Consider the following 15,176-nt stretch of genomic DNA (forward strand, 5'->3'; position numbering starts at 1 on the left):
CGGAATAAGAAAACGTGTCGAACTGGCCTTTACTGTCTATCTTGATCTGGCTGCCGATTATCGGTGGCGCCCTGATCCTTGCGTTGCGCAACGCCGAGACTGCCCGCTGGGCGTCTTTGGCGGTAGCGGTGGCGACCTTTGCGCTGAGTCTGCCGCTGCTGGGCTACGACACGGCCAATGACGCCATGCAGTTCATCGAACTGCATGCCTGGATCCCGGCTTATAACATCGGCTATAACCTGGGCGTGGATGGCATCGCGGTCGCGTTGATCGTGCTGACCACGCTGGTGACGGTGCTGGCTTTGATCGGTGCCTGGCGCTCGATCGACAAGCGCGTCAATCAGTACGTCGCTGCCTTCCTGATCCTGGAAGGTGTCACCGTTGGCATCTTCGCCGCCACCGACGCGATGTTGTTCTACGTGTTCTTCGAAGCCATGCTGATCCCGATGTTCCTGATCATCGGTGTCTGGGGCGGCCCGCGGCGCATCTACGCGGCGATGAAGTTCTTCCTGTATACCTTCCTTGGCTCGGTGCTGATGCTGGTGGGCCTGGTGTATCTGTATTTGAAGGGCGGCAGCTTCCAGCTCGCCGATCTCTACGCGCTGCAGCTGACCGCCAAGGAACAGACCTGGATCTTCTTTGCGTTTCTGATCGCCTTTGCGGTCAAGGTGCCGATGTTCCCGGTGCACACCTGGTTGCCGGACGCGCACGTCGAGGCGCCGACGGCCGGTTCGGTGATCCTGGCGGCGATTGCGTTGAAGATCGGCGGCTACGGCTTCCTGCGCTTCAACCTGCCGATCGTGCCGGATGCGAGTCATGAGTTCGCCTGGCTGGTCATCACGCTTTCGCTGATTGCGGTGATCTATGTCGGCCTGGTGGCGTTGGTACAGGACGACATGAAGAAGCTGGTGGCGTATTCGTCCATCGCGCACATGGGTTTCGTCACGCTCGGTACCTTTATCGCCTTCACTTTGGTGCGCGAGTATGGCAGCACCGATGCTGCCCGTCTGGGCCTGCAGGGCGCGATGGTGCAGATGATTTCCCACGGTTTCGTATCCGGTGCGATGTTCTCATGCATCGGCGTGCTCTACGACCGCATGCATACCCGTCGCATCGCCGACTACGGCGGCGTGGTCAACGTGATGCCGTGGTTCGCCACGTTCTCCATGTTGTTCTTCATGGCCAATGCCGGCTTGCCTGGAACGAGTGGCTTTGTCGGCGAGTTCATGGTCATCCTGGCCAGCTTCCAGAAGCATCCGCTGGTTGCCTTCGCTGCAGCCACCACGCTGGTGATCACCGCGGCGTACACACTGTGGCTCTACAAGCGCGTGTTCTTCGGCGAAGTGGCCAATGCACACGTGGCCGAGCTGAAGGACATCAATGGCCGCGAAGCGTTCGTGCTGGGGGTGTTCGCCGCCGGCGTGCTCGCCCTGGGCCTGTATCCGAAGCCGCTGACCGATCTGATGGAACCCTCGATCGCCAAGCTGGCAACCCAGATTGCCGCGACCAAGCTCTGACCGCTTGCCGTACGTTTTGATTTCCAGGATTTAATGATGACCACGCCAACGCTCGCGCCGTTGACCACCGCTGACCTGGCTCCGCTCGTACCGGAGCTGGTGCTGATCGGCGGCGCCTTCGCACTGCTGATGCTCGACCTGTTCGTGAGCCAGCGGAACAAGGTCTGGACCCACCTGTTCTCCGTTGCCGTGCTTGCCGTGGTGCTCGTGTTGCTTGCGACCGGCACGGGCGGGCAGGGCGATATCTTCAACGGCATGTTCGTCCGCGACACGGCGGCCGATGTCATGAAGACCGTGATCGTGCTGGTCAGCGGGCTGAGCCTGGTCTACGGCTGGACCTACCTGCGCGAGCGCAATCTCTACCAGGGCGAAATCCCGGTATTGGTACTGTTCGCCACCGCCGGCATGATGTTGCTGGCATCGGCCGGTAGCCTGCTGATGGTGTATCTGGGTCTGGAGCTGCTGGCGCTGTGCTCCTACGCACTGGTCGCCTCCAACCGCGACAATGGCCTGGCCACCGAAGCGGCGATGAAGTATTTCGTCCTGGGCTCGCTCGCGTCGGGTCTGCTGCTGTACGGCATGTCGCTGGTCTACGGCGCCACCGGTACGCTCAGCCTGGCCGGCATCCATGATGCGATCGAAGGCTCCAACGAGCGCACGTTGCTGCTGACCGGCACCATCTTCATGATCGCCGGCGTCGCCTTCAAGCTCGGTGCTGCGCCCTTCCACATGTGGCTGCCCGACGTGTATCAGGGTGCGCCTGCACCGATCGCGTTGTTCATCAGCTCGGCGCCCAAGCTTGCAGCGTTCGGTATGGCCTATCGCCTGCTAGAAGTCGGCATGGGTCCGTTGTCGCCGCAGTGGCATCTGCTGATCGGCGGCTTGTCGGCGGTGTCGCTGGTGGTCGGTAACCTGATGGCCATTGCGCAGAGCAACCTCAAGCGCATGCTCGCGTACTCGACGGTCTCGCATATCGGCTTCCTGCTGATGGGCGTGGCTGGCGGCGGGGAAGAAGGCTACGCGGCCGCGATGTTCTATGCGGTCAGCTACACGATCATGTCCACCGCTTCGTTCGGCGCCATCATCGCGCTGTCGCGTAACGGGTTCGAAGCGGAAAACATCGACGACTTCAAGGGACTCAACGCGCGCAATCCGTGGATGGCTGGCCTGGTGCTGTGCATCATGGCGTCTTTGGCAGGTATCCCCCCGTTCCTCGGTTTCTGGACCAAGCTGGCGGTGCTGGGCGCGGCAGTGAAGGGCGACATGCTGTGGCTGGCGTTGGTCGGCGTGATCTGCGCAGTGATCGGCGCGTACTACTACCTGCGCGTCATCAAGGTCATGTACTTCGACGAGCCGGTAGGCGAGCCGTTGCCGGCCAATAACGATCGTGTGCTGGGTACCGTGCTCGGCGTCAATGCGCTGGCCCTGCTTGCACTTGGCCTAGCCTGGAGTCCGATCATGGTGTGGTGCCAGCGCGCGTTCGCCGGCCTCGCGTAAGGCCTCCACGCAACGCTGGGTCTCGCAGTGCCACATCGTGCGGTTTGGCATCGCACTGAAATAAACCGTGTTTACTGTTTCGTTTTTGTTGCATTGCGGGTATTATTCGCCGCGACGTTGAACAGCCGCCACGCTGTCCAACAGATGAAAAACTAGGGCTTGCAATTGTCGCTCAAGTTCTTCATAATTCCGCTTCTGCTGCGGGGTGGAGCAGTCTGGCAGCTCGTCGGGCTCATAACCCGAAGGTCGCAGGTTCAAATCCTGCCCCCGCTACCAAGTTTCGAATTGTTGCTTCATCGCAGTGATTCAGCTTCTTGGATCGTAAGGACGCATGTTCCCGTCTTTACGCCGACCCTAAGAGGTCGGGCTTTTTTCACGCAAGGGGCCCATCGGGCCCCTTGTTTTTTCCGGAACCGGAAAGTTTGCTGCCGGTTGCCGGGGTTCTACTGGCAATCATCTGATCAGGGCAGTCTGTGAGCGAAAAAGCGACCGAAATCGCGAATCTGCTGAGTCCAACGGTTGAGTCCCTGGGCTTGGAACTGCTGGGCGTGGAATATCTTCCCGCTCCAGGCGGCGCCACTTTGCGCCTATATATCGATGTGCCGCTGGCCGAACAGCCCGAGCGTGTCATCAATGTCGACGACTGCGAGCGCGTGAGCCGTGAAGTCTCCGCTCAGCTCGACGTCGAAGACCCGATCAGCGGCAACTACACGCTTGAAGTGTCATCTCCGGGTGTGGATCGTCCGCTGTTCACGCTTGAACAGTTCGCGCGCCACACCGGTGAGTCGGCAAAGATCGTCTTGAAGCTGGCGCAGGATGGTCGGCGCCGCTTCCAGGGCGAGATCCTGCGCATCGATGCCGAGGCAGCTGCGGTGGTGTTCGCCGTCGATGGCAAGGACGTGCAGATCGGCTACGACAATATCGACAAAGCGCGCATCGTGCCGGATTGGGTTGCGCTGGGTCTGGCACCGCAGAAACCGAACAAGCCCGGCCCGAAAAAACCCGGGCACGAAAAGAAGAAACCATCCAACGAGTCGGCGGCTGGCAAGCCGCGCGCGGAGTGACGAAATGAGCAAGGAACTTTTGCTGGTAGTGGATGCGGTCGCCAACGAGAAGGGCGTGCCGCGCGAGGTGATCTTCGAAGCGATCGAGGCCGCGCTGGCTTCCGCAGCGAAGAAGCGCTATCCCGACCAGGACGTGCTGGCCCGCGTCACCATCGATCACAAGGACGGTACTTACGAAACCTACCGTCGCTGGGAAGTGGTTGCCGATGATGTGGTGATGGAATCCCCTGACCGCCAGGTGCGTCTGATGGATGCCATCGACGAAGCCGATGGCGTGGAAGTGGGCGATTACATCGAAGAACAGATCGAGAATCCCGACTTCGGCCGTATCGCCGCGCAGGCCGCCAAGCAGGTGATCGTGCAGCGTGTGCGCGAGGCCGAGCGTCAGCAGGTGGTGGATGCGTGGAAGGATCGTGTGGGTGAGTTGATCACCGGCGTGGTCAAGCGCGCAGAGCGCGGCAATATTTTTGTCGATCTTGGCGGCAACGCCGAAGCCTTCATTCCGAAGGACAAGGGCATTCCGCGCGACGTGCTGCGTCCCGGCGACCGCGTGCGCGGTTATCTGGCCGAAGTGCGCTCCGAGCCGCGTGGCCCGCAGCTGTTCATCAGCCGTGCCGCACCGGAATTCATGATCGAACTGTTCAAGCTCGAAGTGCCGGAGGTCGGCCAGGGCCTGGTCGAGATCAAGGCTTGCGCACGCGATCCGGGCGACCGCGCCAAGATTGCCGTGATCGCGCACGACGCCCGCACCGACCCCATCGGCGCATGCATCGGCATGCGCGGTTCGCGCGTGCAGGCGGTGTCCAACGAACTCAATGGCGAGCGCGTGGACATCGTGTTGTGGAACGAGAACCCGGCCAACTTCGTCATCAACGCAATGGCGCCTGCCGAAGTGCAGTCGATCATCGTCGATGAAGACAAGCACTCGATGGACCTGGCCGTGGCGGAAGACCGCCTTGCGCAGGCGATCGGCAAGGGCGGCCAGAACGTGCGTCTGGCCAGCCGCCTGACCGGTTGGCAGCTCAACGTGATGACCGCCGACCAGGTGGCCGCCAAGTCCGAGGCCGAGCAGGCCGCGGCGCGCCAGCTGTTCATGGACCGCCTGGAAGTGGACGAGGAAATCTCCGCGATCCTGGTCTCCGAAGGTTTCAACACGGTCGAAGAAATCGCCTACGTGCCGGTCGGCGAGTTGCTGGCGGTGGAGGGCTTCGACGAAGACATCGTTGAAGAACTGCGCGCCCGTGCCCGCGATGCGCTGCTGAACGCCGCGCTGGCCGAGGAGGAGGGCCTGGAAGGAACTCAGCCCACCGAGGACCTGCTGGCGCTGGAGGGGATGGACGAGGAAACGGCCTTTGCGCTGGCCGAGCACGGCGTGCGCACCAGCGAGGACTTGTCCGACCTGGCAGCGGACGAGATCGTCGACTTCGGCATCGAGGGCATGACCCAGGAGCGCGCTGCGGCGCTGATCCTGGCGGCCCGCGCCGAGGAGATCGCCCGTTTGGAGCGCGGCGAATGAGCCGGCAATGAACCGCGCCCTGACCCCATCAGGGCTTAGAATCAGCGTATCCCTTGCTCTGGGCGAGGGGGCGCCAACCAGATCATAGGATCCGAATGTCGCAGCAAACCACCATCCGCAAGCTTGCCGAACTGGTCAATACGCCGGTCGATAAACTGCTGGTTCAACTGGCCGAGGCCGGAATGAAGTTCAGCGGTCCCGACCAGGTCGTGACCAGCACCGAGAAGATGAAACTGCTTGGCTTCCTGCGTCGCACGCACGGCAAGGCCGAAACGTCTGCCGAAGCGGCGAGCGAAGCAGCCAAGAAAATCACGCTCAACCGGCGCAAGCTGCAGGAAGTCACTGTCAACGCCGGCCGCACCAAGACCACGGTCAACGTGGAAGTGCGGCAGAAGCGCACCTACGTGAAGTCCGAGAACGAAGGTGGCGGCCGCGCCGCGCCGATGACGCCGGACGAAGAACGCGCCGATATCCTGCGTAAGCTCGAGGAATCGCGTCAGCGCAACCTCGAAGAGCAGCAGCGCCTGGCCGAAAGCGACCGCGTGCGCGACGAAGCAATTCAGCGCAAGCGCGAGGAAGAGCAGGCCGCCAAGGACCGCGCAGAAGCCGAGCGCAAGGCTGCCGAGGAAGCCGCTGCGGCTGCCAGTGCGCCGGCCCCGGTTGTTGATGCGCCGACGCCGTCTGCCGCGGCGCCGGCTGCGCGTTCGCCTTCTTCGCCGTCCTCCGCACCGCGTGCGGCACGCCCGGCGGGTGCATCTCCGGCCTCTCGTCCGGCAGCGCCGGCACGTGCGGACGACCGCAGCAATGCCGCCAAGCACAAGACGCGCGGTTCGCACGTCATGGTGGCCGGGGTCGAGGACGACGATGCGACCAAGCGCTTCGCCGGGCAGTTGCATCTGTCCGCGGCCGATCGCGCACGGCGTTCCAATGTGCGCGGCAAGCCGACCGGTCGCCCGGGTTCGTCGTCCTCGCGCCGCGGTAACGACAGCGGCCGTGGCGGCAGCCAGGCCAACAGCGGCCCGCACGGGTTCGAGCGCCCCACCGCACCGGTGGTGCGTGAAGTGGCGATCGGCGAGACCATCACCGTTGCAGACCTGGCGCAGAAACTCGCGCTCAAGGGCGGCGACGTGGTCAAGGCGTTGTTCAAGATGGGCGTCATGGCGACCATCACCCAGAGCATCGATCACGACACCGCGGCACTGGTGACCGAAGAGCTCGGCCATAAAGCCGTGCGTGCCGACAATGCCGACTTCGAGGACGCGCTGCTGGCGCATGCCGAGGATGCGCAGGGCGAGGCCACGTCGCGTCCGCCGGTGGTCACCATCATGGGTCACGTCGATCACGGCAAGACCTCGCTGCTGGATTACATCCGCCGTACCAAGATCGCCTCCGGCGAAGCCGGCGGCATTACCCAGCACATCGGTGCGTACCACGTCGAAACCGGTCGTGGCGTCATCAGCTTCCTGGATACGCCCGGCCATGCCGCGTTTACCTCGATGCGTGCCCGTGGCGCCAAGATCACCGACATCGTGGTGCTGGTGGTTGCCGCCGACGATGGCGTGATGCCGCAGACCAAGGAAGCGGTTGCGCATGCCAAGGCGGCAGGCGTGCCGCTGATCGTGGCGGTCAACAAGATCGACAAGACCGGCGCGGATCCGCTGCGGGTCAAGAACGAGCTGCTGGCCGAAAACGTGGTGGCCGAAGAGTTCGGTGGCGACACCCAGTTCATCGAAGTGTCGGCCAAGCTCGGTACCGGCGTGGACACGCTGCTGGACGCGATTTCGCTGCAGGCCGAAGTGCTGGAACTCAAGGCCGTGGCCGAGGGCCGCGCCAGCGGTACCGTCATCGAATCCTCGCTGGACAAGGGCCGCGGCCCGGTGGCGACGGTGCTGGTGCAGCAGGGTGCGCTGAAGCGTGGCGACTATCTGGTGTGCGGCATCCAGTACGGTCGCGTGCGTGCGTTGTTCGACGAAACCGGCCATCAGCCGGCCTCGGCGGGCCCGTCGATTCCGGTGCAGGTCCTGGGGTTGTCCGGCGTGCCGGAAGCTGGCGACGACTTCGTGGTCGTCGACGACGAGCGTCTGGCCAAGGACGTGGCGCAGCAGCGCGAAACCAAGCGCCGCGAGTCGCGTCTGGTTGCCTCGGCGACCAACCGCATGGAAGACATCCTGGCCCAGATGGGCAAGGGCGAAGGCCAGCAGGTGTTGAACCTGGTGATCAAGGCCGACGTGCAGGGCTCGGTGGAAGCGCTCAAGCAGTCGCTGGTTGCGTTGTCCAACGAGGACATCCGCATCAACGTGATCCACTCCGGCGTGGGCGGCATCACCGAATCCGACGCGAATTCGGCCGCTGCTTCCAAGGCGACGATCATCGGCTTCAACGTGCGTGCGGATGCCTCGGCGCGCAAGATCGTCGAGTCCAACGGGATCGACCTGCGTTACTTCTCGATCATCTATGACGTGATCGATCAGGTGAAGCAGGTGGCCTCCGGTCTGCTCGGCGTGGAAATCCGCGAAGAGATCATCGGTATCGCACAGGTGCGCGATGTGTTCCGCAGCTCGAAGTTCGGCGCGGTTGCAGGCTGCATGGTCATCGAAGGCGTGGTCAAGCGCAGCAAGCCGATCCGCGTGCTCCGCGACAGCGTCGTGGTGTTCGAAGGCGAGCTGGAATCGCTGCGTCGCTTCAAGGAAAACGTCGACGAAGTGCGCAACGGTACCGAATGCGGTATCGGCGTGAAGGCCTACAACGACGTCAAGGCCGGCGACCAGATCGAGTGCTTCGAGCGTATCGAAGTGGCCCGTACGCTGTAACGGCTGCCGGGGCCCGCGGGCCCCGGACTCCGCCCTGCGTTGTCCAATGCAGGTTCTGCAAGGCGAGGGCGGCATGGCCGCCCGCGTTTGTTTTTGGCTTCGGTGCCTACTGGCCCTCCGAATCAACCAGGTCCACGACCATGCCAACCAAATCATTCCATCGCACCGACCGCGTATCTGCGCAGGTGCGTCGCGACCTCGGCACGATCGTGCACGCGGCCGTGCGCGACCACGGCCTGCCGTCGGTCAGCGTGTCCGACGTCGAAATCAGTCGCGACCTGGCGCACGCCAAGGTCTTCGTCACCGCGCTGCAGCAGGAGCGTTCGGCCGAAGCGGTCAAGGGGCTCAAGGAAATCGCCGGCCAGCTGCGTACGCAGTTGGCGCGCGCGATGAAGCTGCGCCACGTACCCGAGCTGCACTTCCATTACGACGATTCGGTCGATCGCGGCGAACGCATCGACAATCTGCTGCGTGACCTTGACGACGTTGGCCCCGAGGCCACGTCCAGCGACGAAGATGCCGAACAGCGCTGAGCGCTGTCACGGCCTGCCGCTTCTGCCGCGGCCCTGATTCCCGCGGGCGCGCACTGCGCCTGATTCGAGCACCGATCCTTTGAAACCCCGCATCGTCTACCGCCCGTTGCACGGCATCCTGCTGCTGGACAAGCCGTCGGGGCTGAGCTCCAACAATGCACTGCAGGCCGCACGCCGGTTATTGCGTGCAGAGAAGGGCGGCCATACCGGCAGCCTGGATCCGCTGGCCACCGGCCTGTTGCCGCTCTGTTTTGGCGAAGCGACCAAGATCGCCGGACTGCTGCTCGGTTCAGCCAAGGCGTACGACGCCGAGATCGTGTTGGGCATCACCACCGACACCGACGATGCCGACGGCGAGTCGCTGCGCGAGCGTGCGGTGCCGGATCTGAGCGAGGCCGATCTCCAGGCGGCGCTGGCGCCTTTCATCGGCCGTATCCAGCAACAGGCGCCGATTTATTCCGCGCTCAAGCAGGGCGGCGAGCCGCTGTACGCCAAGGCGCGACGCGGCGAACGTATCGAAGCGCCGGTGCGCGAGGTGGATGTGCAGGCGATCGAGGTGCTGGGCTACGGCGCCCCACGTCTGCGCCTGCGCGTGACCTGCGGTTCGGGCACGTATATCCGCAGCCTGGCGCGTGACCTGGGCGAGGCGCTGGGATGTGGAGCGCACATCGCCTCGCTGCGTCGGCTGTGGGTGGAGCCGTTTCGCGCTCCGCAGATGATCACGCTGGAGGCGTTGTCGGCAGTTTTGGAAGCGGGTGCCGAGGCGCAGACACTATTGCTGCCGATCGAGGCCGGCCTGGCCGATTTTGCGCGAATCGTGCTCGATCAAACCCGCGCGGCGCGTTTTCGCATGGGCCAGCGCTTGCGTGATGCCGCATTTCCAACGGGGCAGGTGGCCGTATTCGGACCTGACGGAACCCCCTCGGGACTAGGCCTGGTGGACGCCGACGGGCGCTTGTCGCCACAACGATTATTCAATGGACTGAACGAAATTCCGGCCTGTTAAGATTTTGTCAACTTGTTCCCTGGGCCGGGCGACGTTACAATTTCGCGGCCCCGATCGGGGCACCTTAGCGCCAAGCGCGCTCATCCTAAGCAAACGGCGAGTCCGACGGTGCGTCATGCACGTTCCTGTCGACCACGCATCTATCGAGAAAACATCATGTCCGTCGACACCCAGAAAGTTATTGAAGACAACAAGCGCAGCGCCCAGGACACCGGTTCGCCGGAAGTGCAGGTGGCTCTGCTGACCGCGCGCATCGAGCTGCTGACCGGCCACTTCAAGACCCACAAGAAGGATCACCACAGCCGTCGTGGTCTGCTGCAGATGGTCAACCGTCGCCGCAGCCTGCTCGACTACCTGAAGAAGAAGGACAACGAGCGTTACAAGTCCTTGATCGAGAAGCTCGGCCTGCGCCGCTAATCGAGTCCTACCGCCGCGGCGCAGCGATGCGCCGCGGTTTTGTTTTGTTCAATCGCACGACGTTTCAAGCAATACGCACTCTTGGGCCGGAGCCTCCCGGCCGCCCGTTCTCGGCATGGGTCGACGACGGTCCAACGCAGACAGCAATACCTAAGGGAAAAAACCTCCGTGGCAAAAATCACCAAAACCTTCCAGTACGGCAAGCACACCGTCACTCTTGAGACGGGCGAAATCGCTCGCCAGGCAGGCGGCGCCGTGATCGTCAAGGTCGACGACACCGTACTGCTGGTCACCGCCGTCGCCGCCAAGAGCGCGCGCGAAGGGCAGGACTTCTTTCCTCTGACGGTCGATTATCAGGAGAAGTTCTACGCTGGCGGCCGCATCCCGGGCGGCTTCTTCAAGCGCGAAGGACGCGCGACCGAGAAGGAAACGTTGATCTCGCGCCTGATCGATCGTCCGATCCGTCCGCTGTTCCCGGAGGACTACAAGAACGAAGTGCAGATCATCGCCACCGTGATGTCGATGAACCCGGACATCGACGGCGATATCGCCGCGCTGATCGGCGCCTCGGCTGCACTGTCGCTGGCCGGCACTCCCTTCAAGGGCCCGATCGGCGCCGCCAAGGTCGGCTACAAGAACGGCGAATACATCCTCAACCCGACCGTGACCGAGCTGAAGGATTCGCAGCTGGAGCTGGTCGTGGCCGGTACCGCCAACGCGGTGCTGATGGTCGAGTCCGAAGCCGAGTTGCTGTCCGAAGAAGTCATGCTGGGCGCAGTGACGTTCGGCCATCGCGAGATGCAGAAGGTCATCAACGTCATCAACGAGCTGACCGTCGAGGCCGGCACCCAGCCATCCGACTGGGTGGCCCCGGCGAAGAACGACGGCATGATCGCTGCCCTGAAGGAAGCGGTGGGCGACCAGCTGGCGTCGGCGTTCCAGGTGCGCGACAAGCTGCAGCGCCGCGATGCGATTTCCGCGATCAAGAAGGACGTGCTGGGCGCACTGGCGCCGCGCGCCACCATCGAAGGCTGGGCTGCCGGTGATCTGGCCAAGGAATTCGGCGAGCTGGAATACCAGACCATGCGTGGCTCGGTGTTGAGCACCAAGGTGCGTATCGACGGTCGTGCACTGGATACCGTGCGTCCGATCAGCGCCACGGCCGGTGTGTTGCCGCGTACCCATGGCTCGGCGCTGTTCACCCGCGGCGAGACGCAGGCGATCGTGATCACCACGCTGGGCACCGCGCGCGACGGTCAGGTCATCGACGCGGTGTCGGGCGAGTACAAGGAAAATTTCCTGTTCCATTACAACTTCCCTCCGTACTCGGTGGGCGAGTGCGGTCGTTTCGGTGCGCCGAAGCGTCGCGAAATCGGCCACGGCCGCCTGGCCAAGCGCGGCGTGCTGGCAGTGATGCCGACCCTGGAAGAATTCCCGTACACCATCCGCGTGGTCTCGGAAATCACCGAATCCAACGGTTCGTCCTCGATGGCATCGGTCTGCGGCAGCTCGCTGGCGCTGATGGATGCTGGCGTGCCGATCAAGGCGCCGGTCGCGGGTATCGCAATGGGCCTGGTCAAGGAAGGCAACGACTTCGTCGTGCTCTCCGACATCCTGGGTGACGAAGATCACCTCGGCGACATGGACTTCAAGGTGGCCGGTACTGCCGAAGGCGTGTCCGCCCTGCAGATGGACATCAAGATCGAAGGCATCACCGAAGAGATCATGAAGCAGGCATTGCAGCAGGCCAAGGCTGGCCGTCTGCACATCCTGGGCGAGATGGCGCATGCGCTGACCACCCCGCGTCAGGAGCTGAGCGACTACGCGCCGCGCCTGCTCACCATCAAGATCCACCCGGACAAGATCCGCGAAGTGATCGGCAAGGGTGGCTCGACCATCCAGGCCATCACCAAGGAAACCGGCACGCAGATCGACATCCAGGACGATGGCACGATCATTATCGCCTCGGTCAATGCCATCGCTGCGCAGGCTGCGAAGTCGCGCATCGAACAGATCACCTCGGACGTGGAGCCGGGCCGCATCTACGAAGGCAAGGTCGCCAAGATCATGGACTTCGGTGCGTTCGTCACCATCCTGCCGGGCAAGGACGGCCTGGTGCACGTCTCGCAGATTTCCAGCGAGCGCGTGGAGAAGGTCGGCGACAAGTTGAAGGAAGGCGATCTGGTCCGCGTCAAGGTGCTGGAAGTGGACAAGCAGGGCCGCATCCGCCTGTCGATCAAGGCAGTGGAAGAAGGCGAAGGCGTGCAGGCGTCGGCCGAGTAATCGCTGCGCGCTGATGCATCACGCGTGATGCATGACGAAAGAGCGGGCTTCGGCCCGCTTTTTTGTTGTGTGGGATTGGTATTAATTCCTTCTCCCATCGGGAGAAGGTGGCGCGCAGCGCCGGATGAGGGTACGGGCGGAGCTTCGTGCTGTGAGCTGAACGAAGCCTCCGTCACGTACCCTCACCCCAACCCCTCTCCCACAGGACAAGGGCTATCTCACCTTACTCAGGTTGTTGTGTCGGCGAAGGCTGTGCTTCCGGGCGCGGCGGTACGACCCGCGGGAAGCCCGGCGGCATCGTTTGTTCTGCAGGCGCGGTGTCGGGTGTCGGCAGCGGCGCCGTCGGCGGCGGCGCAGCCACTGCCGCATCGGGACGCAGTTTCAACAGTGCGGCCCAGTCGCGGCGATTGAAGTCGCACAATTCTTCGTGCGCCGGCGTGCATTCGCTAGCGATGCCCAGGCTGTCTTCGTTCTGGTCCTGGGTGCTGTCCGACTGCGGTGTCGGTAACACGACGCGGCCGGCACGATCCAACGGCATCTTGCGCATCATCACCGTGTTGAACACGTTGCCGCCGATCAGGTATAGCGTGCGATCGCCGCCAACATTGGCAGCCACCACCACATCGCAATGCGACTGCCATGGCATCGGTGCGCTGCCGCCCAACGCGGCCTTCAGGCCGGCATAGCCCATCGCGGCGCTGCGGCCGCGCAGCAGACACAGCAGATCGCCGGGCGCCGGCTTCTCGGCCGCCGGATCGGTGAACCGGTACGGCCCGGTAGCGCCGTCGTTGTAGGCGCTGCGGATGTAATCCAGATGCCGCGCGGAGCGATGAAAACCGCTCAGCCCCGACTGCGTCATCACCCAGGAAATGAAAGCGGCCGACCATGGGTTGTCGATCAGAAATGCACGGCAGTCGCTGGCGGTGTAGCGCGTGCCATCCAATGCCACGCAGCTCGATGCGCCAGGCCTGCCGCCCATCGACGCAAGCGTGCCGCTGTCGCGCCAGTAGCCTGCAACGCGTTGCCAGGCGACCACGCCGTGATCGGCCAGATAGCCCGATTCGGCTTCGGTGACGCCCAGGCTGGCCAGGCGCCCCTTGGCATCGATAAACGGACGTTGCCACAGCCGGTGCTCATTGCAGGCGCTGCGCACGATGGCGGTCGCGGCGGGACTCGTTCCGAACCGTGGCGGGATATCGCACACCTCCGCAGCCGCAGCGCTACTTCCGATACCTGCCAGCAAGAAGCAGATCCACGGCCAAGGTTTGACGGTCATTGCAGGTCCTGCATGGAAACATCGCAGCAGGCTGCCAGAGCCGGCTGCGCGCACGCGTGAAATCAGCGCGCTGGCGGCGGGCCGAGTTTGAGCGACAGATCCACTGCCTGCACATGCTTGGTGAGCCCGCCAATCGAAATGCAGTCCACCCCGTCTTCGGCAATCGCGCGAATGCCGGCCAGATCCACGCTGCCGGAAACTTCCAGCGGAATGCGCCGTTCTGGCGGTAATGCGCCAACGATACGCACCGCTTCTCGACGCATGGCCTGGTCGAAGTCGTCGATCAGGATGCGCGTGCAGCCAATCTGCAGTGCTTCATGCAGTTGCTCCAGCGTTTCCACTTCCACCACCAGCGGCAACTGCGGTTGCCGCGCGCGTGCGGCATGCACGGCAGCGCTCAACGAGCCGGCGGCGCGGATGTGGTTCTCCTTGAGCATCACCGTGTCGAACAGGCCTATGCGGTGATTGTCGCCACCACCGCAGCGCACAGCGTATTTCTGCGCGGCGCGCAGGCCCGGTAGCGTCTTGCGTGTGTCCAGAATGCGCGCGTGCGTCCCGGCCACCGCAGCCACATACGCCGCGGTGGTGGTCGCCGTGGCAGACAGCGTCTGCATGAAATTGAGCGAGGTGCGTTCGGCACTGACCAGGCTACGGCTGCGCCCCTGCAACAGCGCAAGCACCGTGCCGGCCCCGACGTGCTGGCCTTCGTGCACCTGCCAGTCGATGCGTACCTGCGGGTCGAGCGCGCGGTGGGTGGCATCGAACCAGGGACGGCCGGCGATGACCGCATCCTGCTTGCACAGCAGGTAGGCACTGTCGGCCTGGTCGGGCAGCAGCGCGGCGGTGACATCGCCGCTGCCGATGTCTTCGGCCAGGGCGCGCGCCACATCCGCTTCGATCGATTCGACGGGCGGCGCGTCCGGCACGTTCGTGCGCACGGGCAGGCTCACTTCTCGGGGAAGTCGGCGATTTGTGCAGTGGCGATGGCTTCTTCGGCCAGCAGCACCGGAATGCCGTCGTCGACGCGGAAGATCTGCTTGCGGTCGCGGGTGATCAGCGCTTCACGCAGCGGCTGGGTTTGTGCGGCGCCGTCGGCGCGCTGAAGGGCTCCGCCTGCGATGGCGGCATTGAGTGCTTCCAGGCCCTTGCCGTCGAGCAGCGAAAGCGGCTGGCGGGTGTCGGGCGAGCACAGCAGGTCGAGCAATTTGCGATCCATCGAAGTCTTGTCTTGCGTGGAGATTGGCTAGAATACGTCTT

12 protein-coding genes and 1 tRNA gene are annotated in these 15,176 nt (G+C 63.7%); 10 read left to right on the forward strand and 3 right to left on the reverse strand.

From position 1 onward, the window contains the following. Positions 1 to 14 precede the first annotated feature (14 nt). From EO156_RS20290 to pnp, 10 genes are all read left to right on the forward strand, one after another. Positions 15 to 1,517 carry an NADH-quinone oxidoreductase subunit M gene (locus tag EO156_RS20290; RefSeq protein WP_005914270.1) on the forward strand — a complete coding sequence of 501 codons (1,503 nt, stop codon included), beginning with the start codon at positions 15 to 17 and terminating at the stop codon, positions 1,515 to 1,517. Positions 1,518 to 1,553: 36 nt separating this feature from the next. Continuing rightward, positions 1,554 to 3,014 (forward strand): NADH-quinone oxidoreductase subunit NuoN, encoded by a 1,461-nt coding sequence (gene nuoN, locus EO156_RS20295; protein WP_003485567.1) that lies wholly within the window; start codon positions 1,554 to 1,556, stop codon positions 3,012 to 3,014. Positions 3,015 to 3,213: 199 nt separating this feature from the next. Beyond that, positions 3,214 to 3,290 (forward strand) — tRNA-Met (locus EO156_RS20300). 197 nt (positions 3,291 to 3,487) lie between these two features. Next, on the forward strand, positions 3,488 to 4,078 hold the full coding sequence (gene rimP, locus EO156_RS20305) for a ribosome maturation factor RimP (protein WP_005914269.1): 591 nt from the start codon (positions 3,488 to 3,490) through the stop codon (positions 4,076 to 4,078). 4 nt (positions 4,079 to 4,082) lie between these two features. After that, positions 4,083 to 5,594, forward strand: a complete 1,512-nt coding sequence (nusA, locus tag EO156_RS20310; protein ID WP_005914268.1) for a transcription termination factor NusA — start codon at positions 4,083 to 4,085, stop codon at positions 5,592 to 5,594. Positions 5,595 to 5,689: 95 nt separating this feature from the next. Further along, a complete protein-coding gene (infB, locus tag EO156_RS20315) occupies positions 5,690 to 8,404 on the forward strand; it encodes a translation initiation factor IF-2 (protein ID WP_029829186.1) in 2,715 nt (904 codons plus the stop codon). Between the two features lie 140 nt (positions 8,405 to 8,544). Then, a complete protein-coding gene (gene rbfA / locus EO156_RS20320; RefSeq protein WP_005914265.1) occupies positions 8,545 to 8,937 on the forward strand; it encodes a 30S ribosome-binding factor RbfA in 393 nt (130 codons plus the stop codon). A gap of 79 nt (positions 8,938 to 9,016) precedes the next feature. Then, complete coding sequence (gene truB, locus EO156_RS20325) at positions 9,017 to 9,943, forward strand: tRNA pseudouridine(55) synthase TruB (protein ID WP_016848688.1); 927 nt, start codon at positions 9,017 to 9,019, stop codon at positions 9,941 to 9,943. Between the two features lie 156 nt (positions 9,944 to 10,099). Then, positions 10,100 to 10,360, forward strand: a complete 261-nt coding sequence (rpsO, locus tag EO156_RS20330) for a 30S ribosomal protein S15 (protein WP_003485583.1) — start codon at positions 10,100 to 10,102, stop codon at positions 10,358 to 10,360. A 168-nt stretch (positions 10,361 to 10,528) separates the two neighbouring features. Then, positions 10,529 to 12,643 (forward strand): polyribonucleotide nucleotidyltransferase, encoded by a 2,115-nt coding sequence (pnp, locus tag EO156_RS20335; RefSeq protein ID WP_016848689.1) that lies wholly within the window; start codon positions 10,529 to 10,531, stop codon positions 12,641 to 12,643. A gap of 223 nt (positions 12,644 to 12,866) precedes the next feature. Here pnp and EO156_RS20340 read toward each other — a convergent pair whose 3' ends face one another. The 3 genes from EO156_RS20340 to EO156_RS20350 all read right to left on the reverse strand — a co-directional run bounded on the left by EO156_RS20340 (position 12,867) and on the right by EO156_RS20350 (position 15,135). Then, the gene (locus EO156_RS20340; RefSeq protein ID WP_016848690.1) at positions 12,867 to 13,919 is read right to left on the reverse strand and encodes a DUF2272 domain-containing protein; all 1,053 of its coding nucleotides are present in this window, start codon (positions 13,917 to 13,919) and stop codon (positions 12,867 to 12,869) included. 62 nt (positions 13,920 to 13,981) lie between these two features. Then, complete coding sequence (gene nadC / locus EO156_RS20345) at positions 13,982 to 14,869, reverse strand: carboxylating nicotinate-nucleotide diphosphorylase (RefSeq protein WP_016848691.1); 888 nt, start codon at positions 14,867 to 14,869, stop codon at positions 13,982 to 13,984. Then, positions 14,866 to 15,135, reverse strand: a complete 270-nt coding sequence (locus EO156_RS20350; RefSeq protein ID WP_003485590.1) for a Trm112 family protein — start codon at positions 15,133 to 15,135, stop codon at positions 14,866 to 14,868. Before EO156_RS20350 ends, nadC begins: the two co-directional genes overlap by 4 nt. Positions 15,136 to 15,176 lie beyond the last annotated feature (41 nt).

This window comes from Xanthomonas sp. DAR33341, from assembly GCF_003992815.1.
Classification (GTDB): domain Bacteria; phylum Pseudomonadota; class Gammaproteobacteria; order Xanthomonadales; family Xanthomonadaceae; genus Xanthomonas; species Xanthomonas cissicola.